This is a genomic window from Isoptericola sp. NPDC056605 (assembly GCF_042792795.1).
GTDB lineage: Bacteria > Actinomycetota > Actinomycetes > Actinomycetales > Cellulomonadaceae > Isoptericola.
On record NZ_JBHTVT010000014.1, the window covers coordinates 83,184 to 106,117 of the forward strand.

Here is a 22,934-nt window from a genome sequence, read left to right on the forward strand (position 1 = left end):
CCCATCCCCGGTCCGGTCCGGTCCTCGCGTTCACTCAAGCCAGGCATCGGGCCGGGCCACACGCTCGTCCGACAGACCAGGCCCAACCTGCCGGCGGACCGGCCTGGCGCGGTCTGGGACGACGGGGGCCTGGCCCGGATCGACGCGGTCCACGCGGATCAGACCGGGCCGATGCACGGGGAACAGGCGGGCCGGCTTGCCCCCACCACAGCGGTCCGTCCTGACCGGTGGCTTGGCCTGGACCCCGGCCACTTCTACGGACCGGTCCGGGCCGCGCCGTCACAAAACGGGCACCCCCCGCACCTTCCCCCGGGTGACCAACCGATCACGACGGAACAAGGAGTTCTCGTGTCTCGCAAGGCAGACCGCCCCCGCAAGCCCCGCCGCATCGTCGAAGCGTCCGGGACCGCGGTCGTCGCGCTCACCGCCGCGGTGATCTCGTTCGGGCACGTGCAGAAGGTCGCGCGCGACGCGGGCGAGAGCGAACTGGCCGCCATCCTGCTGCCGCTCAGCATCGACGGAGCGATCGCGTCCGCAGCCGCCGTGATCCTCGCCGACTCCAAGGCTGGCCGGAAGGCACCCAAGCTGGCCTGGCTCATGCTGATCCTCAGCCTTGCAGCCAGCCTCGCGGCCAACGTGGCGGCCGCCGAACCCACGGTCCTCGCTCGCGCCGTCGCGATCTGGCCCCCGATCGCCCTCGCCCTCGGCGTCGAGGTCTTCGCATCCATCAGCCGCCGTGCACGAGAGACCGAGACGCCGGAGACCAACGTCAGCGGACCGGCCCGGTCGGTGCCCGCCCCGGCCCTTCCGGCACGGCCTGCTCCCCAGCCCGCGTACGTCGCCCGGACCGACGGGCTCGCCCAGACCGCCCCCACATCGGCCTCCGAAGGCCGTGCCTCCGCGATGGGCGTGGAACCGGGCCAGACAGACCAGGCCGTCAGCGGCTCGGACGACGACAGGCCGGCCCGCCAGCCCACGCGTGAACAGACCAGCGTGGCCCGGGCCTTCGAGCGATCTGCAGACCAGACCGCAGACCACCCCGCAGACCACCCCGCAGACCGGACTGCGACCCGGACGACGGACCGGGCCGAGCGCGGTCCGGCAGGCCGTGAGCCCGGACCGGCGGTGGCCATCGGCCCGGTGCCCGCAGACCAGTCCGGTCCGGGGCACCAGGTGACCGAGGCGGACCACCGCACGAACCAGGCCGCCACCACGGAGCAGGTGACCGGTCATACCGCCAGCACCACCTCGCGGCCCGGTCCGCAGGCTGTTGGCCGGACCGGCCCAACGGCTGTGGACCACCCGGCGCACGACACGACGCGAGTCGGCCCGCGGCCCGCGTCGGCCAGCACGAGCGACGCCCAGGCCATCACCACCATCCGCGAGCTCGACGCCGAGGCCGGCCGCCCGGTCTCCCGCCGCACCGTCCAGGCCACCCTCGACTGCGGAGCATCCCGAGCCAACCGGCTCATGATCGCGGCACGGGCAGACCAGGACGCAGACCTCGACACCCCAGACCGCCAGGCCACCGAGCGCGCAGCCTGAGACCACCACGGCCCCCTTGCCCAATCGCGCGGGCAAGGGGGCCGTGGCGTATCGCAGAGCCGGACCGGCCCCTTGCCCGCGAGCGCCGCGGGCCGGTCGCGCGTGGTCTGGTCTGTGTGTATCTGGGGGCGCTTTGGGCAAGACCGGTGGTAGGCCGTAGCTGCGACCGTTGGAGGCTTGCCCAGGAGCCGCAGGCCGGACGCCACCGGCCCAGGCCGGGGCGCGTGGCCCGAGCGGGGCGGTGGCCCGGTTCAGTCGTTGGCGAGCATGGTGCGGACCGCGCGTCGCAGCTCGAGCTCGGCAGCGTTGACGTCGTCGTCGCTGGCGTAGCCATCCTGTTCCTCGCTGGGATCCCACGCCCACACGTGCCGCATCAGTTGGTTGCGTAGACGGACCGCCAGGACGACGACGTCGTCGGGGACCTCTACCTCGAAGTCGATGAGCGCCTCCTCGACTTGCTGGTTGAGCTCGGTCTCCTCGGGGTACATGTCGCCGTAGCGCACGCCGTGCTCGCTCTCGACCCTCTTGGAGCCGCGGTGCGCGGTGCGGACTGCGGCCACGAAGGCCACCCACGCCGCCTTGCGGGTCGAGCGCCGGGCCTCGTTGCGGTCGAAGGCCCGTTGCGCGTCGGCGAGGTCACGCGCTGTCCGCGCCGCGCGTGCCGCGACGAGGTAGGACACGAGGCCCGCGACCAGGGCGCCGAGGACGACGCCGACGGGTTGCGACAGGTACCAGGGGGTGGGCGCGGGCTGGGTTGCTGCGGCGGCCATGAGGAGGGCGGAGGCGTCGGGCGACATGGTGTGGATCCTGCCGCCGTGGCGGGTTCGGTGCCCTGTCGCGGTGGGGTCTTCACCCCTTGGCGATGGGTGGTGTGGGGCAGTGGTGGTGCCACCGGGGCGTCAGCAGGGGGCCACCACTTGTCGCACTTGCCCGCCACTGCCGGGTGCCTGGTGATGGGCGGTGTGTTTCTTGGTGGGCGACCAGATTTGGCCCCGAAGGCCTTCGGAACCGCGGCCCTGCGGGCCGGGCCCTTGGCCACGGGGCCAAGTCTAGGGAGCACGACAAGGGGCTGGCTGGTGTGGGGCGAGTCGGCGGAAACGGCCGGGCAGCGCGGGGAGTGGTGGGCGCCAGCACACGGGCAACCGTCAGGCACACCGTGATCCCACCACCGGGCACACCACTTCTGACGCCGTGGTTCGCCGCCGGGCGTGGTGGGGCAGTTCGTCGCGGCGGTGTCACAGACGAGCGGTCAGGGACACCTTCCCCCGGGTGACCGAGCACGCGATTCAGGAGGGCACCTTGGCTACCCGTTCACCCGCACGACGGACCACGCAGACTCCGGGGCCGCAGGAGGACCGGGTTCCCGAAGCGGCACTTTCGGTACCTGCCCGCCCAGCCACCCACTGGCGTGATGGGGTCATCCTCTGCGCGTCGGGTGTGGCCGCCTCCGGGGTGGCCTCGGTGCTCGGGCACGCGGAGATGATCGGCGCGTCCGTGGGCCTCGGCTTCGTGGGCGGCACCGTGGTGACCACCCTCGGCGCGAGGGGCAAGCGACGCCGCGACCTGGAGGACCGCACCCTGGAGGCGCTCGCCCCGACGCTGGGGGTGCGGCGCCTGGACCGACGCACGGTCATCATGAGCAACTGGACCCAGGGATGGCCGGGGGTGCCGCGCAAGATCCGGGTGTACTACGCGCCGGGTGTGCTGGACGCCGGGGTCGTGCTCGAGCCGAAGGTCATCGGCACGCTCGCGGTGCGGCTCGGTGCCAAGTACAAGGTGGTGCGCCACCACCTCAAGCACTGCTACCTCGTGCTCAAGCTCGACCGGGCCCCGCAGGCCGCCGAGCAGGAGGTCCGTCCGCCGGCGCTCGAGCGCGCGCTGCAGGCGCTGACGAGCCTGATCGGGCCGACGGTCGAGCTCGTCGGCTACGACATGGCCCGCGAGGACGAGCTCGGGTCGATCACGATCTCCCACCAGGCCGGGACGAAGATGGCCGCCGGCGGTTACCGCACCCGCATCGAGGGCGTGGTCTCCACGATGATGGCCGGCCGCTGGCGAGCCCAGTGGGATCTCGAGCACGACCTGGCCCGGTTCGAGCAGCGCCCCCTGCTGCCTGGCAGCATCTGGCTGCCCGACACGCTGCCTGACGACATGGACGACCTGCTCGACAAGTACGACCAGGTGCGCATCCCCAAGGCCATCGACGAAGACGGCAACGAGCTGTTCTGGGAGCCCGCACGGGTGCCGCAGATGCTGATCACCGGCGGCACCGGCTCGGGCAAGACCTCCACCACTCACTCCATCGTCGGCAAGATCACCCAGTTCGGGTGGCCGGTGTGGGTCGCCGACGGCAAGGGCGTGGAGTTCCTGCACCACCGCACCTGGCCCAATGTGCAGATCGTCGCGACCACCGTCGAGGAGCAGGTCGCCGTGGTCTACCGCGCCTACACGATCGTCAAGGAGCGCTACCGCCTCATCACCCAGCAGGGCTTCCGAGTGGAGGACTTCGAGCCGCTCGTGGTCGTCCTGGACGAGTGGTCCGAGACCGTGCAGGGACTGCTCGGCTGGTACGACGACGTCAAGCAGCGCGGGGAGAAGAACAAGCCCCCGACGCTCAGCCACTACTCCTCCCTTGCCCGCCTCGCCCGCACCGCACGCGTGCACCTGATCGTCACGATGCAGCGCCCTGACGTGCAGCTGTTCGGCGAGGGCGGTGGTGAGGCACGCTCCAACTTCGGCGAGCGGATCTCCGTCGGACGTCTCGACCCGGCCGGCGCCAACATGATGTGGAACTCCACGTTCATCGGGGTCACCATCCCGAACGGCGCCCGCCAGCGCGCGATCACCACCGGCGCCGACGGGCGCCCCGTTGAGGCCCAGTGCTACCGGTTCCCCTCCATGACCGCCCCCGACGACAGTGAGGACGGCAAGCGACGCGAGTCCCTCAAGCCGCAGCACAACCGACACCCGCGCCTGCTGATCGTCCCGCCCGAGCCCCGGTACGCGGGGGAGGAGGAGCTGCCCCTCGGGTTCTGGGACTACGCCAAGGCGGACTGGGTCCTGGCCGAAGATCGCCCCGACCTCGACCCCGTCGTGATGGCCGCCCAGCACGAGCGCGCCGGCGACGCACGCACCGCCGCCTCCGCCCTCACCCTCCTCGGCGTCGGGACCTCGAGCCCGGCCAACGCGGCCAGCCTGCGCAAGGCCGTGACCGCCAACCCCACGGGCGATGCAGCCACCATCGTCGTGAACGCGATCGACCACGAGCTGCTGCTCGAGGCCGCCGAGCTCGTGATCACGGCGCAGTTCGTCTCGCGGCCGATGCTGCAGCGCAAGCTGCGCATCGGCTACGCCCACGCGGGACGCGTGCTCGACCAGCTGGCCGAGCACGACGTCATCGCCCTGCATGACCCCGACAGTGCGGCCGATGACGAGCAGGCCCCGAGCGGTGACGGCCGTGTCCTGCCCGGCCCCGACGACCTCGCTTCCACGCTCGAGCGGCTGCGGCCGCTCGCCGGCGCCGCCGCGGGCACCCGCGCCCGGACGGACGAGGACCCGGACGGGGACGAGTGGGAGCCCAGCGAGCTGAGCACCACCACACCGGGCGACGCCTACGCCGGATTCGGCGAACCTCAGGCCATCGGCCCGGACAACCTCGTGGTCGGTGACCTCATTCAGATGGAGGACGCCGAGTCCGAGTGGGTGTTCGTCGACGAGCACCCCGAGCCCGACATCCTCGACGCCGGCTGCATCGCGATCTCCTGGCGCGGCGACGGCGACGAGTACGGCTCCGTGTCCCTGCCCGCCGACACCACCGTGATGACCCGCCGACCCCTGGAGCACTCATGAGCGACCAGCAGACCTCCGCCACCTCCTCCAACTCCGACAGCGACATCCTGGTGATGCTCGGCTTCGCCGTGTTCTTCGGCGGCGCCATCATCGGATCCCTCGGACTGCTGTGGCTGCGCGGCGTGCAGTGGCTCGTCGAGCACCACATCCTCGTGGCCGCCTCCGCCGACCCCCTGCTCGCGATCCCCGGCGGAGACGGAGCCGGGCTCGACCTGGCCCGCATCGTCATCGTCGCCGGCGTCCTGGTCGCGATCGTCGCCATCATCGCCAGCACCGTGCTGCGCAAGATCCGCCGCCGACGTCGGGAGGCACTGTGACCGAGAGCCGCCGCCTGAACATGAGCCTGGACGTCATCGCCCGGGACGCCGCCGCACGGATCGACGGCGCCGAGTGCGACGGGAAGCACCAGCTGTGGGGACGCCACGAGGCCGCGCACGCCTCCGCGACGACGCAGACCGACGCACGTGCCGCCGCCGCACCGCTGCTGCAGCTGTGCGCGAAGTGTCCGCTGCAGGCGGTAGCCGCGTGCGCCGACTGGGCACGCAAGGACCAATACACCGGGATCGCCGCCGGCAGCGCCTGGCAGGTCGGCAAGCCCCAGCCGGCGCACTGGGTCAACGGGCACCCACCCGCCAAGGAGCTGCGCAAGGCGGGGTGACCACAACCGATGGACGCCTGGCGCGTCGGTCCCGCAGGGTAGGGGCATCAACCACCTGCGGGACCGACCATCCCGCCCGCCGAACCGGGAGTGATCCGCCATGGCGATCACCAGCACGTCCCCGACGCTGACCAACGACCACATCGACCTGCTCGTGACCGCCGCCGCCCGCTGGCAGATCCTCACCGACCCGACCACCGCGGCGTTCGCCGGCGACCACCACCTCGGCCTCACGCCCACGCAGGCCGGGCAGCAGCTGCGCCAGGAGAACCTCGCAGCCACGGCCCACCTCGCCGACCAGGGCAGCCTCAAGCCCGCCGACCTCGTCGACCCCGGCCCGTACACGCACGAGCCGATCCAGCACGTCGACCCCGTCGAGGTCATCAAGGCGGTCCACGCCGCCCAGCACGCCTGCGCGCCCAGCCCCCGCTGGCAGCACGGCACCGTGCGCAAGCTCCTGACCGCCGTCGCGACCGCGGCGACCTACCGGCTGCCCGGGTACGCCGACGCCCCGTGGCTGTGGACCCGCCCCCAGCGGCGCACCGGCATGCCCCTCGGGATCGCCACCGGTGATGACTACCCGCCGATCCCCGGCCTGCAGTGGCACGCCCCCGGCGAGCAGCTGCACGACCTGTGGGCCAAGGCACCCCTGGTGCTCATCACGCCCGCCGCGGCGCTCGAGCTGCCCGCCGACCTGGCCGCCCGCTCCGGGGTGTTCATCCTGACCACCACCGAGACGCAGGCGAAGATCTGGCTCGCCGTGCGCGACCTGAAGATGCAGACCGGCGTCCTGCACTGGCCCACGTGCGAGCCCTGGCTGACCGGCCAGCTGCGCGAGCCGTCACCGGAGTACGCCGAGCACCGCACCGCCTGACCACCCCGACACCAGGCCCGCCGCGGCACCGCCGTTCGGCCCCTGGCGTCGCCATATACTCGGGGCTGCCGGATTCGTCCGGCGGCCCCGGGCCGGGGATCAAAGCGGGGTGGTACCCGCTCCTCGGTCCGTCGTTCGCCGACCGGGACTCATATGTCGGGGTGGTTCCTGGCATACCCGGTCGGCGGGCGTTCGGGTCCCTCAACTTGATCCCCGCGGTGTCACAGACGACCCGCGGTGGACACCTTCCCCTCGGTGAGAACGCACCACCCTGCTCACCGAAGGAGAGGGCGATGAGCCTGACCCAGCACCACGAACCCGACCCGACGGCCCGACCGCCGGGATCCAAGAACACCGCCGCGCCCACGCACGCCTCCGACCCCCGCCGGTTCGCGATCGCCTGCAGCGCATCGGCCCTCGTGCTCGAGCGTGAGGGTCAGGACGGCGCCGCGAAGCAGCTGCGTGAGCTCGCCGGCGATCGCCCCGCCTCCACGGGGGCGGACACATGAGCATCACGGTCTACAGCAAGCCGGCCTGCGTGCAGTGCGACGCGACCTACCGTGCCCTGGACCGCAAGGGCATCTCGTACGACGTCGTCGACCTCACCCAGGACCCCGAGGCGCTCGCGATGATCCGCGGCCTCGGCTACCTGCGGGCACCGGTGGTCATCGCCGGTGACACCCACTGGTCAGGGTTCCGCCCGGACCAGATCGGCGCGCTGGCCTCCTCCACCACCGAGCGCTGAGCGCCGCGCTCTGGACCACCACGGGGCCGTGGGTCAGGGCTGCAGCGCGGTGCGCAGGACCTGCTCGAGGTCAGGCAGATCGTCCTCCACGACGATCACCAGCTGCAGACCGTGTCGGGCGGCGAGCTCGCGTTTGCGCGCGATCTTGGCGGCGTACTCGCTCCTGGTGCTCAGGCCGGCCGCCTCGACCAGCACCCCGTTGATCGCCCAGTCGGCGCGCATCCCGTTGGGGTTGAGCTGCGCGTCGTAGGGGTAGGGCGGCTCGATGGTGTGCACGACGCCACGGGCGAAGAACCAGTCGTCGATGTACCGCTCGAAGAGGGAGCGGCACGGGTGCCCGTCGGCGGCGACGGTGTGGACACCGAAGGAGGGCCGCCAGCCCTCGCCGAGTACGCCGGCGTCGGCCAGCAGCGTCGACCAGGCCGGCGCCGCACCGCCCGGCTCGTGGTCACGGGGCAACGGAATCCGCAGGAGCACCTGCCGGACCAAGTCGCCAGTGCTCGTCCAGGGCACGCTCGCCGCCAGCACCCGGCGCGAGGGCGGCCCGCCGTTGTCGGCCGCGAGCGTCCGTACTGCCTCGTGTGCGGCCTCTTCGCGTTGGGAAGTCCACGGGAAGGGGACCCATGCGTTGTCGCGCTCTGGGTGGGGGATCAGGTCGGTTTGGCGGAGGAGGGCCGCCTGGGCGCACACCGTGCACACGTCGCTCGTGCGCAGTCGCAGGAGGGTGTCGAGTTCGTGGGCGGCGGGGACATGCTCGCGCCGGCACACGAGACACTCGCCGGTCGCGAGCCGATCGGACGCGGCGGTGAGCCCGGCATGGGCGAGCGCGCCCATCACGAGCAGGAACCGTCCGTGGGCGTTCGCTCCTTCGGCAGGCAGTTGCGGCTGGGGGATCGACCAGTCGACGATGGCCTGCACGAGCTGCGGCTGGCCGGACCGTGCTGCGCCATCGCCCTCGTCGGTGCCCAGCAAGCCGAGCCGCGCGGGATCGGGCACGACGTCGTGCCAGGGCAGGGCCGCCCACCACTGTGGCGCCAGAGTGCGCAGCCGAAACGCCGTGAGCCCCAGCTCGTGCACCCGCGAGATACCACGGGCCCACTCCAGGGCCGTCGGGGTCTCGGCCGGTAGCTCGAGCAGGGGAGTCGCCTTGCGCAGCGCGGCGAGCTCGTCGACGTCGAACACGAGGCTGCGGGATCCCCAGCCGATGTCACCGGCGAGCGTCGGGGCTGTCGGGTCCAGGGGTTCGGCTGCGAACACGGCGTCCGCGGCGTCAGCGACGACACCGGGCACCAGCTGACGCGAGGTCGCCGGCAGCTGCCGCGGGCTCTTCAGCGCACTTCGCCGGCTGCGGCTCGCAGCTCTGGCGTTGCGATCCACGATCCGCGGGGGCGGGTACTCCAGCAGGCCCTGGTACTTGCTGGTCTTCTCCGGATCGTCCGGGACCTGGTCGACGACGTCGCCCACGCGGAAGCCGTGCCACTCGGCAACCTCCCGTCCGGGCTCGAACCACAGCTCGGACAGGCAGAACAGCGCCTCCGACTCGGGATAGAAGACGCCGAACGTCGTCCCGTCCTCATAGCGGGGGTCCCCGCCACCGAAGCCGAAGGTCCACGCATCGGCCATGTAGGCGTTGACGTACACGCGCCAACGGGGCCGTGGCGAGTCCCACCCACCGATCGGTGGGCGAACCTCATACCCCGCAGCCTCCAGCGCGGACGCGATGACGCGACGATCGCGCTGGTCGGCCACGTCGAGGACGTTCAGCCCCAGGTAGAGCCGGCCCACGATCGCGCGCTCCTTCTTCACCACGATCCGGGGCAGATACCTGGCCCGCTGCACCTTCATAGTGAGCTCGTCTTCGCGCAGCGGGACGTGTGGGCGTTCGGCCTCGTCCTGCGCCCACGCCAACCACTCCGCGGCATACGTCCGCGGCTTGCGCCGCCCCATCACGCCTCCCGAGACCTGGGCGTCCGCGCCCACTGCCACCCACATCGTGGCCCGTCCGGAACCGCCGCGCGCCCCGAGCACCAGCCCACGATGTCAGGACGAAACGCGCGGGCGGGTGTCACAGACGACCCCGGGCAGACACATTCCCCGGGCATGAACGACCAGCTGTCCACCCTGATCGGGGCCGCGCTCAACGCCGGCCTCACGCTCTGGGCAGCCCTGACCACCCTCGCCGTCGCGCTGATCGCCACCTACGCGCTGACCAGCGCCCTGAAGGACGACACCGGCACCCTGCACGACACCCTCTGCCTCGCCGCAACCCTGGCGACAGCATCGGCACCGGCATGGGCCCTCATCTGGATCCGTGGCGGCATCCACCTCGACCCCACCACGTGGCTCTGCCTCGCCATCGAAGCCGTCCTCGCCGCCGCGGCGCTCGCGGCACTGGCGCGGCATGAGGCGCACGACGACACCAAGGAGCACGCGACGTCGGCGCGACGGCCGTCCCGCTCCGTGCCGACAGCCCACCGACACGCGTGACCGCGACCGACCGACCCGAAGGGCAGGACCTCCACCGATGATGCGACACGACGACCCATGGCCTCTGTGGATCCTGCCGATTCTGGGTGGGGCTTTGGTCCTCATCGGCCTCTGGGGGGTCTCGCAGCTGGTCCCAGGAACGGCGGCCGGTGAACCCGACCCCGGCGTGGAAGCCCCCCTCATGACGGAACCGCTGGCCAAGAACGCAGCCGCGAGCGTGACCACCGCCCGCGCCGAGCTCGAAGACCTCGACATCAAGGGGCGCGCCCCCAAGACCGGGTACGACCGCGAGCATTTCGGCGACGGATGGGCCGACCTCGACGACGACGGCTGCCACACCCGCGACGAGATCCTGCGCCGCGACCTGACCGACATCACGCTCGAGGCCGGTTCGGACTGCGTCGTGGACTCCGGCCAGCTCAAGGACCCCTACACCGGCACCGGCATCGACTTCACCCGCGGACAGGACACCTCCACCGCGGTGCAGATCGACCACATCGTCGCCCTGTCCGACGCATGGCAGAAGGGCGCCCAGCAGTGGACCGCCGCCACGCGGGAGCGGTTCGCGAACGACCCAGCGAACCTGCTCGCGGTCGACGGCCCCACCAACGCGGCCAAGAGCGACGGCGACGCCGCCACCTGGCTACCGCCCCACAAAGCCTTCCGCTGCGAGTACGTCGCCACCCAGGTGCACGTGAAGGCCGAATACGCCCTGTGGGTCACCCCCGCCGAGCACGACGCGGCCAAGCGGCTCCTGGACGCCTGCCACGCACTGGCACCCACCCACTGACCTGGAGCACCGATGCCCACCACACGCCGTCCCCGCACGCTGCCCATCGACACGATCTACCTCCACTCGCTGCGCCTGCGCCTGCCGGCCCCCATGCACCCCACCTGGGCCATGTACTACCTCCTGGCCGTCACCGTCTCCGGTGCCACCGGCGCGATCCTCCTGGCCCGCTGGACCGACGCCACGTTCTGGCTCAGCGCCGCCGTCGGGGTCGCCCTGAGCGTCCTCACCGCCCTCGCCGGACGACACCTCGCCACCGCCTGGTGGCGCTCGCGCCCCCCGCTCGAAAACCCGGTGTCCTGGCTGTGCCAGAGGGCGCTCATCCGGTTCGACCTCGACTACGGGTGGATCCAGGCCGAGACCTGTGACGGGCCATCCGACCTGCGCGTGCAGCTGGTCTGCAGCTACTGCACCCAGATCGAGACAGCGAACTGGTGCCAGGACTGCATCGACACGGCCACCCAGCCCCCAAGGCAGCAATGCACCGCGTGCGGGCGCCCCGTCACCGAGGTCCAGATCACAGCAGGAACCCGATGACCCCCGCGACGAGCACCAAGGAGAGCCCGATGCCCCGCCAGATCGCCCGAACCACCCGCGCACTACGCCACACCTGGCGCGCCGTCGCAGGGTGGTGCGACGCCCACCTCGTGGCCATCGTGACCTCGGTCCTGCTGTGCGCGATCTGGCTCGGCATCGCCCCCGCGATCGCTTCCCTCATCCAGCACTACGCCGACGCCGCCCCCGCGGACCAGGCCGCACTGCTCGCCGTCGGCGGCACCGTGCTCATCGCACTCACCCGCATCACGGCGATCCGCCGCATCACAGCGCGACGCCGCCGACAGGGACCGGCGCTCGCGGCGATCCCGACTGCGCGGCTCCTCTCGGCCCGAACCCACCGCCACGCCGAGCTCGAGGGCATTCCTGCGCCCCTGCGCACCGTGTGGCTCGGCCTGTGCGGCCTGTACGGGGAGCCGTACGCGACGTGGGTGATCGCCAACGTCGACGACGACGCGACCCCCGAGAAGGTGCTCGCCTACGCCGAGGACCGCCACCACCATTGGGTGGAGGGCACTTACCGGGCGCGGGGGCGCGAGTCGTTCGCGCGGCACGAGGCCGCGCATGCGGTCGTCGGGCACGTGATCGGCTGCACCGTCCTCCAGGCCGACATCCGGGCGACCGAGACGACAGGCGGCCAGACCCACTCCATCCTCCCGGTCCCGTTCCCCGCCGAGCACGACGCAGCCTGGATCCGCATGCGGTCCGGGCTCGCCGGCCGCGCCATCGACATCCTCAGCGGCCAGCACGACCACGGATCAACCAACGACGTCGAATCGGCGACCAAGGACGCCGCAATCATCGTCTCCACCGGCCTGCGCCCCACCGGATACACAGGGCCGCTGACCACCGACTCCCTCCTCGCTGCCGCCAGCTCCGAGGCACGTCGCATCCTGCTCGCTCATCAGGACGTCGTCGACGCCATCGCCTCCGCGCTCATGGAGAAGGAAGTGCTCGGGTCGCACGACCTACGAGCACTCCTGCCGGCCACAACGGACGACGTCGTCGTTCCCGGCCGCGCGAGCTTCGCGACACGCGCCGCAGCTGCCGGCCAGGTCGACATCAATGAGGCCTGGCGCGCCATGGCCGGCCCGGCCCAGTCCGAGGACCCCGTGGTGCAGGTCGCCTTCCGTCGCGCGCACGCGGCCGCCCCGGCCGCAGCTCGCAAGGCGGACAGCTGATGCTGATCAGCATGCGCACGGCCAGCGACGTCACCGCCTCGGACTTCTTCTGCGGCGGCGGCGGGTCTAGCACCGGCATGGCCCAGATCGACGGCCTGCGGATCATCCACGCGTCGAACCACTGGCATCTCGCCGTCGCGGTGCACAACCTCAACCACCCGGACACCGACCACTCGTCAGTCGACCTGCACCAGGAGGACCCCGCGTTCTTCCCCACGACCGACGTCGCGTGGTTCAGCCCCGAGTGCACGAAGTGGTCCCAGGCGAACGGCTCGGCGCCGCTTCCCGCCATCGAGGAGGGCCTGTTCGAGGACCCACTGTCGGCCGAGGCCACGACCCGTTCGCGCCTGCTGATGTTCGACGTGCTCAGGTACGCCGAGCACCACGCCTACAGGTACCTAGTGGTCGAGAACGTGATCGACATCGCCACCCAAAGCCGCTACCGCCTTGCCTGGTACGAGTGGCGCAAGCAGCTCTCCGCACTCGGCTACCGCTTCCGCGTCATCTCGCTGAACTCCATGCATGCCAGCACCTACGGCCAGCCCGCGCCACAGTCGCGCGACCGCATCTACATCGTGTGCTGGCGCGAGGGGGAGCGCGCTCCCGAGCTCGACCGCATCCTGCGCCCCAAGGCGTACTGCCCGAAGTGCCGCGAGGTGGTCGCCGCCGTCCAGTCATGGAAGAACGGCAAGAAGGTCGGCCGCTACCGCCAGACCTACCTCTACGTGCACAGCCAGTGCGGCACCGTCGTCGAGCCCGACTGGCTGCCTGCGTCAGCCGCGATCGACTGGTCGATCCCCGGCGAGCGCATCGGTGACCGGCTCAAGCCGAAGACCCGCGCGCGCATCGCGGCGGGCATCGCCCGCTACTGGTCGCCGCTCACCCTCGAGGCAGCCGGCAACACGTACGACGCCGCCGACCCAGCGCACCCGAACCACGGCGACCCGGAGGCGTACTACCGAGCGTGGCCGGTCGAGCAGGCCATGCGCGCGCTGCACACCAGCAACAGCAAGGGCCTCGCCGTGCCGGTCGAGGGCCGCGACGGTAAGGAAACCCTGCCGCTCGACATCCCGATGCGCACCCAGACCACGCGCGCGGAGACCACCCTCGCGCACCAGCCGTTCATCACCGAGATGTACGGCACCTCGACCGCGCGCTCGGTCGCCCAGCCGGCGGGGACCTTCACCGCCGGCGGGAACCACCACGGCCTCGTCACCGACCGTGAGCCGCTGGTCATGACGAATAACCACCAGAACCGGGCCCGGCGGACGTCCGAGTCTGCGCCGACGCTCACGACCGCGACCGGCGGCGGTTCCGGGCTCGTCACCCCGGCCGGCGGGTCGTGGAACGACGACGCGCGCACCACCGACGAGGCCCTGCGCACGCTGCACACGCGTGAGGCGTACGCGCTCGTCACCCCCTACTACGGGACCGCGCGCGAGGGGCGCCCGGTGAGCGAGCCCGTCGGCGCGCTCACCACCCGAGACCGGTACGCGCTCACGACGGCGCCCGACCGGGACGCGCTCATCCACCGCCACAACTCCGGTGGCGCCGAGATGACCACGCCCGCGTTCGAGGAGCTCCGCACGCTCACCACGGGCGGGCACCAGTCCCTGCTCCAGCAGCTGCGCCCCCGCGTCACCGCGGAGGACATGGCAGCCGCGATGGAGATGGTGCCGGAGGTGCTCTTCCGCATGTTCCGCCCGCACGAGGTCGCGGCGGGCATGGCCTTCCCGAAGACCTACCGGTGGGACGCGCTCAACGACAAGGGCCGCACGCCCTCGAACCGTGACCTGGTCAAGATGGCAGGCAACGCCGTCACCCCGCCCGCGTCGCGCGACATCATGGCGGTCGTCATGGAGGCCCTGACCGGCGAGCGGGTCTCGTTCTCCCTGGCGGCGTGAGCGAGCACGGACGGCAGGTCAGGGCGCCGTCTCGAACTTCACGCCGGCGTCGGGGTGGCCCACGACCCAGAGCGTGACCTTCACCCTGCGCCGCACGGCCATGGTCAGTGCGCCTCGTCCCAGGCGTCGAGCATGCCGACGAACTTGTCCTCGCGCTCCGGGCAGCCGGTCTGGATGACACGCATGGTCTGCCAGACACCCGGGGCGGCGGGCTCGGCCTGGTCTGAGGTGGAGTCCATCACCAGGCCGCGCAGACCACCGCGCTCGTCCAGGGAGCCTGTGTCGCGCACCCCGGCGCACACCAGCGGCTCGAACGCGGCCAGGTACTCGGGGTCTTCGAAAGCATCGATGACGTACTGCGACACGTGGCCGTACCGCTCGGCGACTGCAACGGCGCGGGCGGCGTCCTCGGCTTCGGCCTTCACCTTTTTCTCGGTCTTGCTGGACCGCTTGATCGTGGCGGCCCAGTCGCCGGCGAGCGGGTGGTCCGGGCACAGCATCATCGCGGCACGAATCTCGTTCTTCTGCGGCTTCGTGAGCATGTCCGCCGTGGCGTAATCGTCAGCGGCGTCGTTCTGGGCGCATATCGCGTACAGCACGCCGATGTCGTTGTCGTCGTATCCGGAAGCGTCGTAGGCAGCGAGCTCGAGGCCGGTGGTGGGGGTGACGGCTTCCCATGTGTCGCACAGGTCATATTCGCTCGGCCACAGCGCCGCGAGATCGGTCTGCATTTGAGTGCCGTCGTCGCGGGTGATGTACAGGTCACCCTGCTCGTCGTCGTAGCAGTCGAGTACCACGGGCTCGGGTGATTCCTCGGTCGGCTCGAGGGACGACAGAGGGCTGGGTTCCTCGGTCGTCGGAGCGGCCGTGACCGTCGGGATAGGTGATGCGGCGCTGTCGGCAGGGGGGTTGTTCTCAGCGGGGGAGCACGCGGCCAGCAAGACGAAGACGCCGACTGTGACGGAAGCAGTCGCGGGGCGACGGGTGACGTTCATGCGGTCCTCACGCGGAGACAGTAGGTCGTCCGACATCGATCGGGTGCCGGGAGCGACGACAAATCACCCGGGCAAATCAGAGACCCCGCGGGTATGACTGGACCCGGTCGCGGGTGGGTGCCTGAGTCACCATCATGGGCCAATGGCCGCACCCACGCCGTTCCGCTCCTCTCGCCACACCCGCGCGATCCTTGTGGCTGACTGGCGCGACGCAGAGGAGCTCGCACGGTGGCATATGTGTGAGGTGCTCGGGTTCCGCGATGCCGCCCTCACACCATCCGGCGCAGATGGAGGCATTGACGTCGTGTCGGCTCGTGCGCTGGCGCAGGTGAAGCACCACAACACGCCCGTCGGCAGCCCGGAAGTGCAACAGCACGTCGGCGCCTCCCACAGGACGAAGGACGCTCTCTTCTACGCCCTGTCCGGGTACACCGCAGCGGCGCTCGAATACGCCAACACTGCCCAGCTCGGCCTCTTCACATACAACATCTACGGCGACGTCCACCCCACCAACGACCGCGCGCGCCAGCTCCAAGCGCGCAGCGCAACGACTACTCCTGAGACGGAACGGGACGCCGCGAGCGAACGACTCCATCGCGATGCAGCCGCCGCGGCCGCCACCTTCGACCGCGAGCTGGCCGCCGCCGTGCGGTTCAGCGAGCAGTTCTCATTCGCACGCACCTTGGAAGCCGACGAAGTTGAGGACCTTCAGCGGTTCGTCCTGGTCGAACTGATGTCGATCCTGGCCATGCTCGAGGACGTGCGGCAGGCCTGGGCCGAGGATGACCAGTCTGCGGTTCTCACGAACGCGATCGTCGCGGAGTTGGGAGTGGAGCGCTCCTGGCAGGAGTGGATCCATACACTCGCGCACTGGCGGCACCGTGCACTAGAGGTATACGCCCGACTGGTCGCCAGCAAGGAACGCGGTCGTGCCAAGACACTGGATGACAGGGCGAAGGTGTTTCTCGCCGACGCGTATCGCCGAGACTCGGAAGGCGAGCTCCGGCTCACCGATCGGTGGAAGTCGCGACCCGTCGGGAACGACCTCCGCTACACCGACGTGGACACCGACTGGTACATCTGGGCGGTTGAGAGGATGGCGGAAGTTCCCGAATGGTGGCGCCCCGCCATCGACGCCCAACTCTTCGGACTTACGAGCGAGCAGCACCTGCAGCGCAGCGACGTCGATAGTTCTGACTACCGCGATGGCGGCCCCTGGACCCTCGTGTAGCTCACGGATCTCCCGCTACGACACCCGCGTCGCCCGACAGGCCCTGTGCTGGATACCGGAACTGGGGGCATGGGGTGCCGTGGGAGGTGGGCGAGGAGCCGCCTGGTGTGGGTGGTGGCCGGTAGCGTCGAGAGCACCAACCACATCGGTGGCCTGACCAGCCACTTTGACCGGGCCGGCCCGCTTGTTGGCCGCAGGGAGTGATCCACGATGAACGCTGCGCTGCAGACGATCGAGTGCGCCAGGATCGACGCGCTGAGGACCGGGGACGAGTTCCGGGTCCTGGGCACGCTGGCATGGGGGCGCGTGCGCCACGCGACGCGTGAGGTGGTGTTCGTCGACGGGGCCGTCGGGGAGCGGAGCCTCGCGCTCGACGACTGGGGTGTCACCGAGGTCGAGGTACGCCGGGCCGACCACGCGGGAGAGGTGCGCATCGACATCCTCACGTGGGGCGGCGAGCGCTTCGAGTGGCACTCCACCTGCTACGTGCCCCCGACGGCCGACCGGCGGGACCTGATCCTGGCCAACGCGCCGTACGCCTACCTCGGCCTGCTCGAGGAGATGCTCGAGCCCAACGGGCCCGCGCGGTACCGCATCGGCACCCACACGATCCTCGTGCGGGAGGTGTGAGCGATGGTCCACGAGCACATGATCCCGGTGCTGTTCGACGTCAACGCGCCCACCGAGGAGGAGGCCGCACAGATCCTCGTCGACCACCTCGTGGCTCACCTGAGAGGCGCCGTGCCGACAGGGGAGTTCCCCGAGCAGGGGATCGAGGCATGGTGGCTGCCCCAGGCCGAGCACAAGCACATCGACGGCAACGACCGAGACGCCCTGCACCTGGTCGAGCAGCCGACCACGCACCAGGACGACCCGTCGGCGAGCGACGTCGACGGCCGACGCCCCTCGACCACCTGACCCACCCCGTCCCGACAGCGCGCCGGCCCCGTCCACCACGGGGCCGGCGCGCTGCTACTGAGGCAGCGGGCATGGGGTGCCCGGTGCAGCTGGGGCGGGGCTGTCGCCCGCCGGCGAGCGCCGATAGCGTCGAAGCACCAACCAAATCGGTGGCCTGACCAGCCACCCCGAACGGACGGAGAACCGTCATGTCCGAGACCAGCACCATCGACGCGCCCACCACGGCCCTGGCCCTGGAGGGCCGGCAGGCCATAGCGAACGGGCAACTGACGACCGTCACCCGCGTGGACGGCGACACCCTGTACGTCGAGCACGAGCCGGGCCGGGCGCTCGCCGCCGGCGGGGTCGTGGTCCTGCCCACGACAGGGGAGCCGGTCACCGTGAACGGCGACCCGCGCGTGTGGGTCGGGACCGACACGGCCCTCACCGGGGCCGTAGCGCTACGCGAGGGGAACCTCTGGACGGTGTGGGTCTCCCCGAGTGGGGACGTCTATTCCGGGCAGCATGCCATCACCGAGCTCGACGCCCGCAAGATCGTGACCGGCCCGCCCGAGCCGGGTATGCGCGCGGCGATGACGGCAATCTCGAACCAGCGCCGAGCCCAGCAGGCTGCCGCAGCAGACCGAGCCGAGTGGATCGAGCGGCTCACCGATGAGGCGCACACGTACGCCAACGACAACGCCCTGTGCGAGCGGTTCGACGAGTTCATGGAGGAGCACGGGATGCGCCGACGCACCCGCGACTACGACCTGCGCGTCGAAGTCACCGCGACCCTCTACATCACCCGCAACGCCGAGAGCGTCGACGACGCGATCAACGACCTCGAGCGTGATGACGTCTGGGCACATCTCAACTCGTCCGACCTCGACTGGACCTCCTCCGAGCGGTAGCCACCGAATCCGGCGAGCTCGAGCGGGTGAGGCATCGGACGCCGGTGCCTCACCCGTGCCGGGCACCCCATGCCGCCCGCCACGGGGTCCGAATCGCTCGCGCTGTGGGTAGCGGTCGGTAGTGTCGTGAGCACCAAACCACCCGATGGCCTGACCAGCCATCTCGAAGAGCGGAGCACCCCGCGATGACGCACACCACGAGCACCCCCACACCCTCCATCCGCGCTCGGCACACAGCGACCTGCTACGCCCACGCCGTCGGCTGCGCCGTCGAGAACATCGCCGAGTGGGACGCCGAGACCCACGCCCGGAACAGCACCGACCCCATCGAGCAGGGTGACGGCTACCTCACCGATGGCACCGTGTCGTGCGTATGCGCCGACGGGGTGAGCCAGCGCCTGGCCGGAACCCTCGCCGCCGGGTACGCCGCCCTGGACGACGCCGACGTGGACGACGAGCCGGAGACGTTCACCTGCGAGTGCGGCGACCACGAGTACCCCGTGGTCCCCGGCACCGACGAGAGCACGTGGTGCGAGTGCGGCGCCCGCCTGAACGAGCAGCGGCAGGCCCTGGCCGACGGCGAGCAGGCGCCGACCCGCTGACCAGTGACCTGGGCGCCGGCATGAGCGGGTCCTGCCTGCACAACGCGTACCGCTCGGGCCGGGTCCCCGGCGAGTGACCAACGGGCCCGGCCCACCCCTCCCGGGCGGGCCTGGCACCCCGAGCGCGACCCCGCGCCGCCAGCGACCGGCGTACCACCCCGCCCAAGCTTCACCGGAAGGACCGCACCATGACCCTCACCCCGAGCCACTTCGAGGCCCGACGCTCCGACGACCCCGTGAAGACCGACCTCGAACTCACCTGCACCGCGTGCGAGAGCGTGCTGTGCGACGTCGAGCACGGCGACAGCATCGAGGTGCTTCTGTCCGTCGCCGAAGGCCACGTGTGCACGGACACCGCCGCCGCGACTGGCGCCGGAGTCGAGGCCACGCACGACGGGCACTGGATTCTCGTTGAACGCGAGCACTCCCCGAGCCTGCACGTCGGCCCGTACCCGAGCCTGGCCGCCGCCGACCACGCCCAGTGCCACGCGCTGCTCATCGATGGCTTCACCGAGGTCGACGCGACCGACGTCCAGGTGCTGACGGACCGGACCGAGCCCGCAGACGCCGTGACCGTGCTCATCGACCTGGCCGACCCGGACCACACCGGCGTCGGCAGCGACGACGACGCCGGCGACATTGCCGCCGCCATCGCGCACGCCCGCGTCACCGGGTCCGTGGGCGCCACGTACAACGGCGTCGCCGTGACGCGTGCGCACACCCTCGCCCTGGGGCAGACCGTCGTCCGCCCGGACGGTCGCCCCACCGTGGTGACTGGCATCGCCGTCCCCCGGGACCGATACAGCCTGCCGACCGGCGAGGACGTGACCGTGTGGACCGCCGAGGGGGAGCCGCTGACCCTCGCGCCGAACGACTTCCTCCGCACCCTCTGACCGCCCGCCCGGCCGCGCCGCAAGCGGCGGCCGGACACCCTTCAACCCCACCACGCTGCAACCGAAAGGAGCCCGACCGTGGGCTACCGCCTCGCCGGAATCTCCGCCTCCCGCACCACCGCCGCCTACCTCACGCCCGACCAGTACGGCGGCGACGAGTACGAGGACGACACCCTGAACGTCCCGGAACTGGTGCTCACGTGCGACGGCTCGGAGCAGCACATCGTGGTCGAGGGCACGGACGTCGAGGTCCTGGCCGTCCTGGACCAGGCCCGCGCCGTCGTCGCCGCCCGCGTGCTCACGTTCGCCGGCGGATGGTTCGACGCGCCCGTGTGCCCGTGCGGCAACGACGTCGAGTGCGGCGGCTTCCTCCCCGCCGACGCGGACGGCGGGTACGTGTCGCGTCGCCAGGGCACGCCCGAGCCGACGCACCTGCTGTGCGCCGAGTGCGGCCGGTACTGGACCGCGCCGGACCCCGCGGTCCACGGGGACCGGGACGGCACGGAGCCGCGCACCATCCCGGGCGTGGCGTATGCCGGCCAGATCGACATCGCCGCCCTCGCCGCCGCAAACGCCGCCGCTGACTGACAGCGTGCCGGCAGCCCACGATCCCGTGGGCTGCCGGCACCAGAGCAGCACCCCATGCCCAATGAACCGGGGACCTCAGCGTGTTGTCGGCTACCTCTCTGCAGGGCCAATCCGCTTCGCCGACTCGGTGGTCGGCTCGTCCTGGAGAGCTGCGTCGACCAGTGCGGCGTACAGGCTGTCGTCCAGCGCTGCCGGGCCGGCGGCTTCCAGCGCGCGCTGCACGTGGACTACGAAGTCGCGAGGTGTCAGCCTCTCGTCCGGGTCATCGCCGACGACGATCATCTTCGGGTCGACGACCGTGGCGCGTCGCAGAATGTCGAACTGCTCGTCGCGGAATGCCTCCGCTGCGAGCATGGCCGCCACCCGTGCGTCCCACTCGGCCTTCGTCATCGCCAGGGCTGGCTCGGGCTCCACGGCGGCGAGCTCGGAGCTCACGACGCTGCCTACTTCCTCCAGCTGCCGCACGCGGTTCGCGCTCGTCGCATCGGCCGTCAACCGCGGTAACCGGATCGACGACAACCGCTCCCGCAGCGCCCTGAGCCTCGGCCCAAGGGACATGCTCCAGAACCGCTTCACGCGCGGAGCCGCAGCGACCGCTCCCACGATGGCCAGCGTGACCACCAGTTCGGCGATCCGGTCGGCTAGTTCCGCATCTGCTTCGCGCTGCTCCTGGGTGCGGGCGTCGTGGGCGTTCACGAACGAGTCAGCCCACGGCTCCTCGACCGGCGGCGGGTCCTCGACGGGTCGCCACGTCGCCTGCCCGACCAGCCGGTTGCTCTCGTCGAACAACAGCCCCGACTTCGCGCCAGGGTCCGTGTCCGAGTCCCCGAGGTGGAGCCCCTCGGGGACGTTCGTCTCGTACCTCATCGCCCGAGATTAGCGGGCGCCAGGTGCGCCGCACAGAGCCCGTCACCGCCGCCGTGACGGGCACCCCATGCCGCCCGTCACGGCGCCTGGACCCCTCCCGGGAGTCGGTGGCCGTGGGTAGTGTCGAAGGCACCAACCAAACGGCGGACTGACCATCCGCCTCGAGAGTCCGGGAGGACTTATGAGCTCGCAGTGGCAGGGCTTCGCGCACGCGGTGCAATCGGCGGCGCTGTTCATGTCCAGCGCCAAGCTGGACGGAGACGTGATCAAGGCAGTGCAGGTGCGGTGGGACTCGGAGCGGAACGTGAACATCGCGACCGCGACGGACCGCTTCATGATCGGGGAGCAGACGTTCGGAGGCGATACGCCGCCCGACCCGGAGGGCTGGAGCGCGTTCCTGGTGGGTCGAGACGACGTCGCGACCCTCGTCAAGAACGGTGACCCCACCGCGGTGCGCGTCGAGGACGAGAAGGTCACGCTCACCTACCCCGACGGCGGCAGCTGGACGTTCGTGAGCGTGGCGGGGGAGTACCCCGCGGTCTCGCGCCTGTGGGACCGCGCCGAGGCTTCCGGCGAGGTCGACCACGTCCTGTTCAACCCCGCACTCCTGGCCCGCCTGGCGAAGGTGGTCCCGTACAAGGACGGCGAGCTCGGCAAGCGCGCCACCGTCCTCCAGCGCCACGGTGCCACCGTGCGGTTCGAGTTCCAGGACCCCACGCTCCCCGTGCGCGCCTACATCGGCGACCGCTTCCGCGCCCTCATCGTGCCCGTCCGCGAAGCAGCCTGACCGCGCCGGCGCCGCGAGCCCACCATGGCGCTCGCGGCGCCGGCCACGGCACGAGACGAGATGGAGACGACCGTGCAGCTGACGACCCTGACCACACGCGACCCCGACAACGGCCTCGCGACCACGATCCACACCTCGCGCGGGGCGGCGCTCGCCGCGTTTGGTGACGCCTACGACATAGACCCCGAGGAGCTCGACGCCGTCAGAGCTGCCGAGTCCCGGGGGGTGACCGTGCAGTTCGACGTACACGAGATCTCCGCGGCCCTCAACATCGACCAGGTCGAGGTAGTGACCTACCACGGCGAGATCGACCAGGTCCCCGTCGTGCAGGTCGACGCCCCCAACGGCCACCGAGTACGGATCAACCTCAACGACGCACCCATCTACGACGGCGACCCGGGCACTGGCGCCGGCGTCGGCCTCGTCTCCCGGGAGCAGGCCGACACCTGGGCTGGACGGGAGCTCACCGACGACGAGTGGAACGCGCTGAGCATCGCCCTGCCGGCCAGCAGCGTCCCGGACGCCGTCGGGACGATCGTCGACAACTTGCGCACCTGAGACGGGAGACCCGCGCC

25 protein-coding genes are annotated in these 22,934 nt (G+C 71.1%); 21 read left to right on the forward strand and 4 right to left on the reverse strand.

From position 1 onward, the window contains the following. Positions 1-171 precede the first annotated feature (171 nt). On the forward strand, positions 172-1,545 hold the full coding sequence (locus tag ACFQ8Y_RS15130) for a DUF2637 domain-containing protein (protein ID WP_430586013.1): 1,374 nt from the start codon (positions 172-174) through the stop codon (positions 1,543-1,545). Between the two features lie 251 nt (positions 1,546-1,796). Here ACFQ8Y_RS15130 and ACFQ8Y_RS15135 read toward each other — a convergent pair whose 3' ends face one another. Next, positions 1,797-2,342 carry a hypothetical protein gene (locus tag ACFQ8Y_RS15135; protein ID WP_430562884.1) on the reverse strand — a complete coding sequence of 182 codons (546 nt, stop codon included), beginning with the start codon at positions 2,340-2,342 and terminating at the stop codon, positions 1,797-1,799. 640 nt (positions 2,343-2,982) lie between these two features. Here ACFQ8Y_RS15135 and ACFQ8Y_RS15140 point away from each other — a divergent pair. The 6 genes from ACFQ8Y_RS15140 to nrdH all read left to right on the forward strand — a co-directional run bounded on the left by ACFQ8Y_RS15140 (position 2,983) and on the right by nrdH (position 7,671). Further along, positions 2,983-5,394 (forward strand): DNA translocase FtsK, encoded by a 2,412-nt coding sequence (locus ACFQ8Y_RS15140; RefSeq protein ID WP_430586014.1) that lies wholly within the window; start codon positions 2,983-2,985, stop codon positions 5,392-5,394. Then, positions 5,391-5,711, forward strand: a complete 321-nt coding sequence (locus ACFQ8Y_RS15145; RefSeq protein WP_430586015.1) for a hypothetical protein — start codon at positions 5,391-5,393, stop codon at positions 5,709-5,711. Before ACFQ8Y_RS15140 ends, ACFQ8Y_RS15145 begins: the two co-directional genes overlap by 4 nt. Continuing rightward, complete coding sequence (locus tag ACFQ8Y_RS15150; RefSeq protein WP_430562881.1) at positions 5,708-6,052, forward strand: hypothetical protein; 345 nt, start codon at positions 5,708-5,710, stop codon at positions 6,050-6,052. The genes ACFQ8Y_RS15145 and ACFQ8Y_RS15150 overlap by 4 nt, the downstream gene beginning before the upstream one ends. A 100-nt stretch (positions 6,053-6,152) precedes the next feature. Next, the gene (locus ACFQ8Y_RS15155) at positions 6,153-6,926 is read left to right on the forward strand and encodes a hypothetical protein (protein WP_430586016.1); all 774 of its coding nucleotides are present in this window, start codon (positions 6,153-6,155) and stop codon (positions 6,924-6,926) included. A 293-nt stretch (positions 6,927-7,219) separates the two neighbouring features. Then, on the forward strand, positions 7,220-7,435 hold the full coding sequence (locus tag ACFQ8Y_RS15160; protein ID WP_430562879.1) for a hypothetical protein: 216 nt from the start codon (positions 7,220-7,222) through the stop codon (positions 7,433-7,435). Continuing rightward, positions 7,432-7,671, forward strand: a complete 240-nt coding sequence (gene nrdH, locus ACFQ8Y_RS15165; RefSeq protein WP_430586017.1) for a glutaredoxin-like protein NrdH — start codon at positions 7,432-7,434, stop codon at positions 7,669-7,671. Before ACFQ8Y_RS15160 ends, nrdH begins: the two co-directional genes overlap by 4 nt. Positions 7,672-7,704: 33 nt before the next feature. Here the strand turns inward: nrdH and ACFQ8Y_RS15170 are convergent, their stop codons facing one another. Next, positions 7,705-9,699, reverse strand: a complete 1,995-nt coding sequence (locus ACFQ8Y_RS15170; RefSeq protein WP_430586018.1) for a hypothetical protein — start codon at positions 9,697-9,699, stop codon at positions 7,705-7,707. A 72-nt stretch (positions 9,700-9,771) separates the two neighbouring features. Between ACFQ8Y_RS15170 and ACFQ8Y_RS15175 the strand changes: the two genes are divergently transcribed. From ACFQ8Y_RS15175 to ACFQ8Y_RS15195, 5 genes are read left to right on the forward strand one after another with little or no spacing between them, the layout of a single operon-like run. Continuing rightward, positions 9,772-10,158 carry a hypothetical protein gene (locus ACFQ8Y_RS15175; RefSeq protein WP_430586019.1) on the forward strand — a complete coding sequence of 129 codons (387 nt, stop codon included), beginning with the start codon at positions 9,772-9,774 and terminating at the stop codon, positions 10,156-10,158. Between the two features lie 37 nt (positions 10,159-10,195). After that, positions 10,196-10,948, forward strand: coding sequence for an HNH endonuclease family protein (locus ACFQ8Y_RS15180; protein ID WP_430586020.1), 753 nt, complete (start codon positions 10,196-10,198; stop codon positions 10,946-10,948). Between the two features lie 12 nt (positions 10,949-10,960). Beyond that, positions 10,961-11,485 (forward strand): hypothetical protein, encoded by a 525-nt coding sequence (locus ACFQ8Y_RS15185; protein WP_430586021.1) that lies wholly within the window; start codon positions 10,961-10,963, stop codon positions 11,483-11,485. Between the two features lie 29 nt (positions 11,486-11,514). Then, a complete protein-coding gene (locus ACFQ8Y_RS15190; RefSeq protein ID WP_430586022.1) occupies positions 11,515-12,684 on the forward strand; it encodes a hypothetical protein in 1,170 nt (389 codons plus the stop codon). After that, on the forward strand, positions 12,684-14,588 hold the full coding sequence (locus tag ACFQ8Y_RS15195) for a DNA cytosine methyltransferase (protein ID WP_430586023.1): 1,905 nt from the start codon (positions 12,684-12,686) through the stop codon (positions 14,586-14,588). The genes ACFQ8Y_RS15190 and ACFQ8Y_RS15195 overlap by 1 nt, the downstream gene beginning before the upstream one ends. Positions 14,589-14,692: 104 nt before the next feature. On the opposite strand, the gene ACFQ8Y_RS15200 is transcribed toward ACFQ8Y_RS15195, so the two are convergent. After that, a complete protein-coding gene (locus tag ACFQ8Y_RS15200; protein WP_430586024.1) occupies positions 14,693-15,583 on the reverse strand; it encodes a hypothetical protein in 891 nt (296 codons plus the stop codon). A 142-nt stretch (positions 15,584-15,725) separates the two neighbouring features. Here ACFQ8Y_RS15200 and ACFQ8Y_RS15205 point away from each other — a divergent pair, with 142 nt between their 5' ends. The 7 genes from ACFQ8Y_RS15205 to ACFQ8Y_RS15235 all read left to right on the forward strand — a co-directional run bounded on the left by ACFQ8Y_RS15205 (position 15,726) and on the right by ACFQ8Y_RS15235 (position 20,705). Continuing rightward, the gene (locus ACFQ8Y_RS15205; RefSeq protein ID WP_430586025.1) at positions 15,726-16,814 is read left to right on the forward strand and encodes a restriction endonuclease; all 1,089 of its coding nucleotides are present in this window, start codon (positions 15,726-15,728) and stop codon (positions 16,812-16,814) included. 210 nt (positions 16,815-17,024) lie between these two features. Beyond that, positions 17,025-17,444, forward strand: coding sequence for a hypothetical protein (locus tag ACFQ8Y_RS15210; protein ID WP_430586026.1), 420 nt, complete (start codon positions 17,025-17,027; stop codon positions 17,442-17,444). Between the two features lie 3 nt (positions 17,445-17,447). Continuing rightward, entirely contained in the window at positions 17,448-17,732 is a 285-nt protein-coding gene (locus tag ACFQ8Y_RS15215; RefSeq protein ID WP_430586027.1) for a hypothetical protein, read from the forward strand. A 188-nt stretch (positions 17,733-17,920) separates the two neighbouring features. Then, positions 17,921-18,622: a hypothetical protein gene (locus tag ACFQ8Y_RS15220; protein WP_430586028.1), complete on the forward strand. Its 702-nt coding sequence runs from the start codon at positions 17,921-17,923 to the stop codon at positions 18,620-18,622. A gap of 185 nt (positions 18,623-18,807) precedes the next feature. Further along, positions 18,808-19,224: a hypothetical protein gene (locus tag ACFQ8Y_RS15225; RefSeq protein WP_430586029.1), complete on the forward strand. Its 417-nt coding sequence runs from the start codon at positions 18,808-18,810 to the stop codon at positions 19,222-19,224. Positions 19,225-19,412: 188 nt separating this feature from the next. After that, a complete protein-coding gene (locus ACFQ8Y_RS15230) occupies positions 19,413-20,117 on the forward strand; it encodes a hypothetical protein (protein WP_430586030.1) in 705 nt (234 codons plus the stop codon). 78 nt (positions 20,118-20,195) lie between these two features. Further along, the gene (locus ACFQ8Y_RS15235; protein WP_430564936.1) at positions 20,196-20,705 is read left to right on the forward strand and encodes a hypothetical protein; all 510 of its coding nucleotides are present in this window, start codon (positions 20,196-20,198) and stop codon (positions 20,703-20,705) included. Between the two features lie 90 nt (positions 20,706-20,795). Here the strand turns inward: ACFQ8Y_RS15235 and ACFQ8Y_RS15240 are convergent, their stop codons facing one another. After that, the gene (locus ACFQ8Y_RS15240) at positions 20,796-21,572 is read right to left on the reverse strand and encodes a hypothetical protein (protein WP_430586031.1); all 777 of its coding nucleotides are present in this window, start codon (positions 21,570-21,572) and stop codon (positions 20,796-20,798) included. A gap of 181 nt (positions 21,573-21,753) precedes the next feature. On the opposite strand from ACFQ8Y_RS15240, the gene ACFQ8Y_RS15245 reads away from it, so the two are divergent. Both ACFQ8Y_RS15245 and ACFQ8Y_RS15250 read left to right on the forward strand, forming a co-directional pair. Next, entirely contained in the window at positions 21,754-22,359 is a 606-nt protein-coding gene (locus tag ACFQ8Y_RS15245; RefSeq protein WP_430564938.1) for a hypothetical protein, read from the forward strand. Positions 22,360-22,419: 60 nt separating this feature from the next. Continuing rightward, positions 22,420-22,917 (forward strand): hypothetical protein, encoded by a 498-nt coding sequence (locus tag ACFQ8Y_RS15250; protein ID WP_430586032.1) that lies wholly within the window; start codon positions 22,420-22,422, stop codon positions 22,915-22,917. Positions 22,918-22,934 lie beyond the last annotated feature (17 nt).

What these genes read in the sequence shown, in the direction of transcription:
- ACFQ8Y_RS15205 (WP_430586025.1), top strand. Translation starts at nt 15,726, where the DNA reads ATGGCCGCACCCACGCCGTTCCGCTCCTCTCGCCACACCCGCGCGATC.
- ACFQ8Y_RS15240 (WP_430586031.1), bottom strand. Translation starts at nt 21,572, where the DNA reads ATGAGGTACGAGACGAACGTCCCCGAGGGGCTCCACCTCGGGGACTCG.
- ACFQ8Y_RS15210 (WP_430586026.1), top strand. Translation starts at nt 17,025, where the DNA reads ATGAACGCTGCGCTGCAGACGATCGAGTGCGCCAGGATCGACGCGCTG.
- ACFQ8Y_RS15195 (WP_430586023.1), top strand. Translation starts at nt 12,684, where the DNA reads ATGCTGATCAGCATGCGCACGGCCAGCGACGTCACCGCCTCGGACTTC.
- ACFQ8Y_RS15215 (WP_430586027.1), top strand. Translation starts at nt 17,448, where the DNA reads ATGGTCCACGAGCACATGATCCCGGTGCTGTTCGACGTCAACGCGCCC.
- ACFQ8Y_RS15130 (WP_430586013.1), top strand. Translation starts at nt 172, where the DNA reads ATGCACGGGGAACAGGCGGGCCGGCTTGCCCCCACCACAGCGGTCCGT.
- ACFQ8Y_RS15200 (WP_430586024.1), bottom strand. Translation starts at nt 15,583, where the DNA reads ATGAACGTCACCCGTCGCCCCGCGACTGCTTCCGTCACAGTCGGCGTC.
- ACFQ8Y_RS15230 (WP_430586030.1), top strand. Translation starts at nt 19,413, where the DNA reads ATGACCCTCACCCCGAGCCACTTCGAGGCCCGACGCTCCGACGACCCC.
- ACFQ8Y_RS15160 (WP_430562879.1), top strand. Translation starts at nt 7,220, where the DNA reads ATGAGCCTGACCCAGCACCACGAACCCGACCCGACGGCCCGACCGCCG.
- ACFQ8Y_RS15190 (WP_430586022.1), top strand. Translation starts at nt 11,515, where the DNA reads ATGCCCCGCCAGATCGCCCGAACCACCCGCGCACTACGCCACACCTGG.
- ACFQ8Y_RS15135 (WP_430562884.1), bottom strand. Translation starts at nt 2,342, where the DNA reads ATGTCGCCCGACGCCTCCGCCCTCCTCATGGCCGCCGCAGCAACCCAG.
- ACFQ8Y_RS15145 (WP_430586015.1), top strand. Translation starts at nt 5,391, where the DNA reads ATGAGCGACCAGCAGACCTCCGCCACCTCCTCCAACTCCGACAGCGAC.
- ACFQ8Y_RS15250 (WP_430586032.1), top strand. Translation starts at nt 22,420, where the DNA reads ATGGAGACGACCGTGCAGCTGACGACCCTGACCACACGCGACCCCGAC.
- ACFQ8Y_RS15185 (WP_430586021.1), top strand. Translation starts at nt 10,961, where the DNA reads ATGCCCACCACACGCCGTCCCCGCACGCTGCCCATCGACACGATCTAC.
- nrdH (WP_430586017.1), top strand. Translation starts at nt 7,432, where the DNA reads ATGAGCATCACGGTCTACAGCAAGCCGGCCTGCGTGCAGTGCGACGCG.
- ACFQ8Y_RS15225 (WP_430586029.1), top strand. Translation starts at nt 18,808, where the DNA reads ATGACGCACACCACGAGCACCCCCACACCCTCCATCCGCGCTCGGCAC.
- ACFQ8Y_RS15175 (WP_430586019.1), top strand. Translation starts at nt 9,772, where the DNA reads ATGAACGACCAGCTGTCCACCCTGATCGGGGCCGCGCTCAACGCCGGC.
- ACFQ8Y_RS15220 (WP_430586028.1), top strand. Translation starts at nt 17,921, where the DNA reads ATGTCCGAGACCAGCACCATCGACGCGCCCACCACGGCCCTGGCCCTG.
- ACFQ8Y_RS15180 (WP_430586020.1), top strand. Translation starts at nt 10,196, where the DNA reads ATGATGCGACACGACGACCCATGGCCTCTGTGGATCCTGCCGATTCTG.
- ACFQ8Y_RS15245 (WP_430564938.1), top strand. Translation starts at nt 21,754, where the DNA reads ATGAGCTCGCAGTGGCAGGGCTTCGCGCACGCGGTGCAATCGGCGGCG.
- ACFQ8Y_RS15155 (WP_430586016.1), top strand. Translation starts at nt 6,153, where the DNA reads ATGGCGATCACCAGCACGTCCCCGACGCTGACCAACGACCACATCGAC.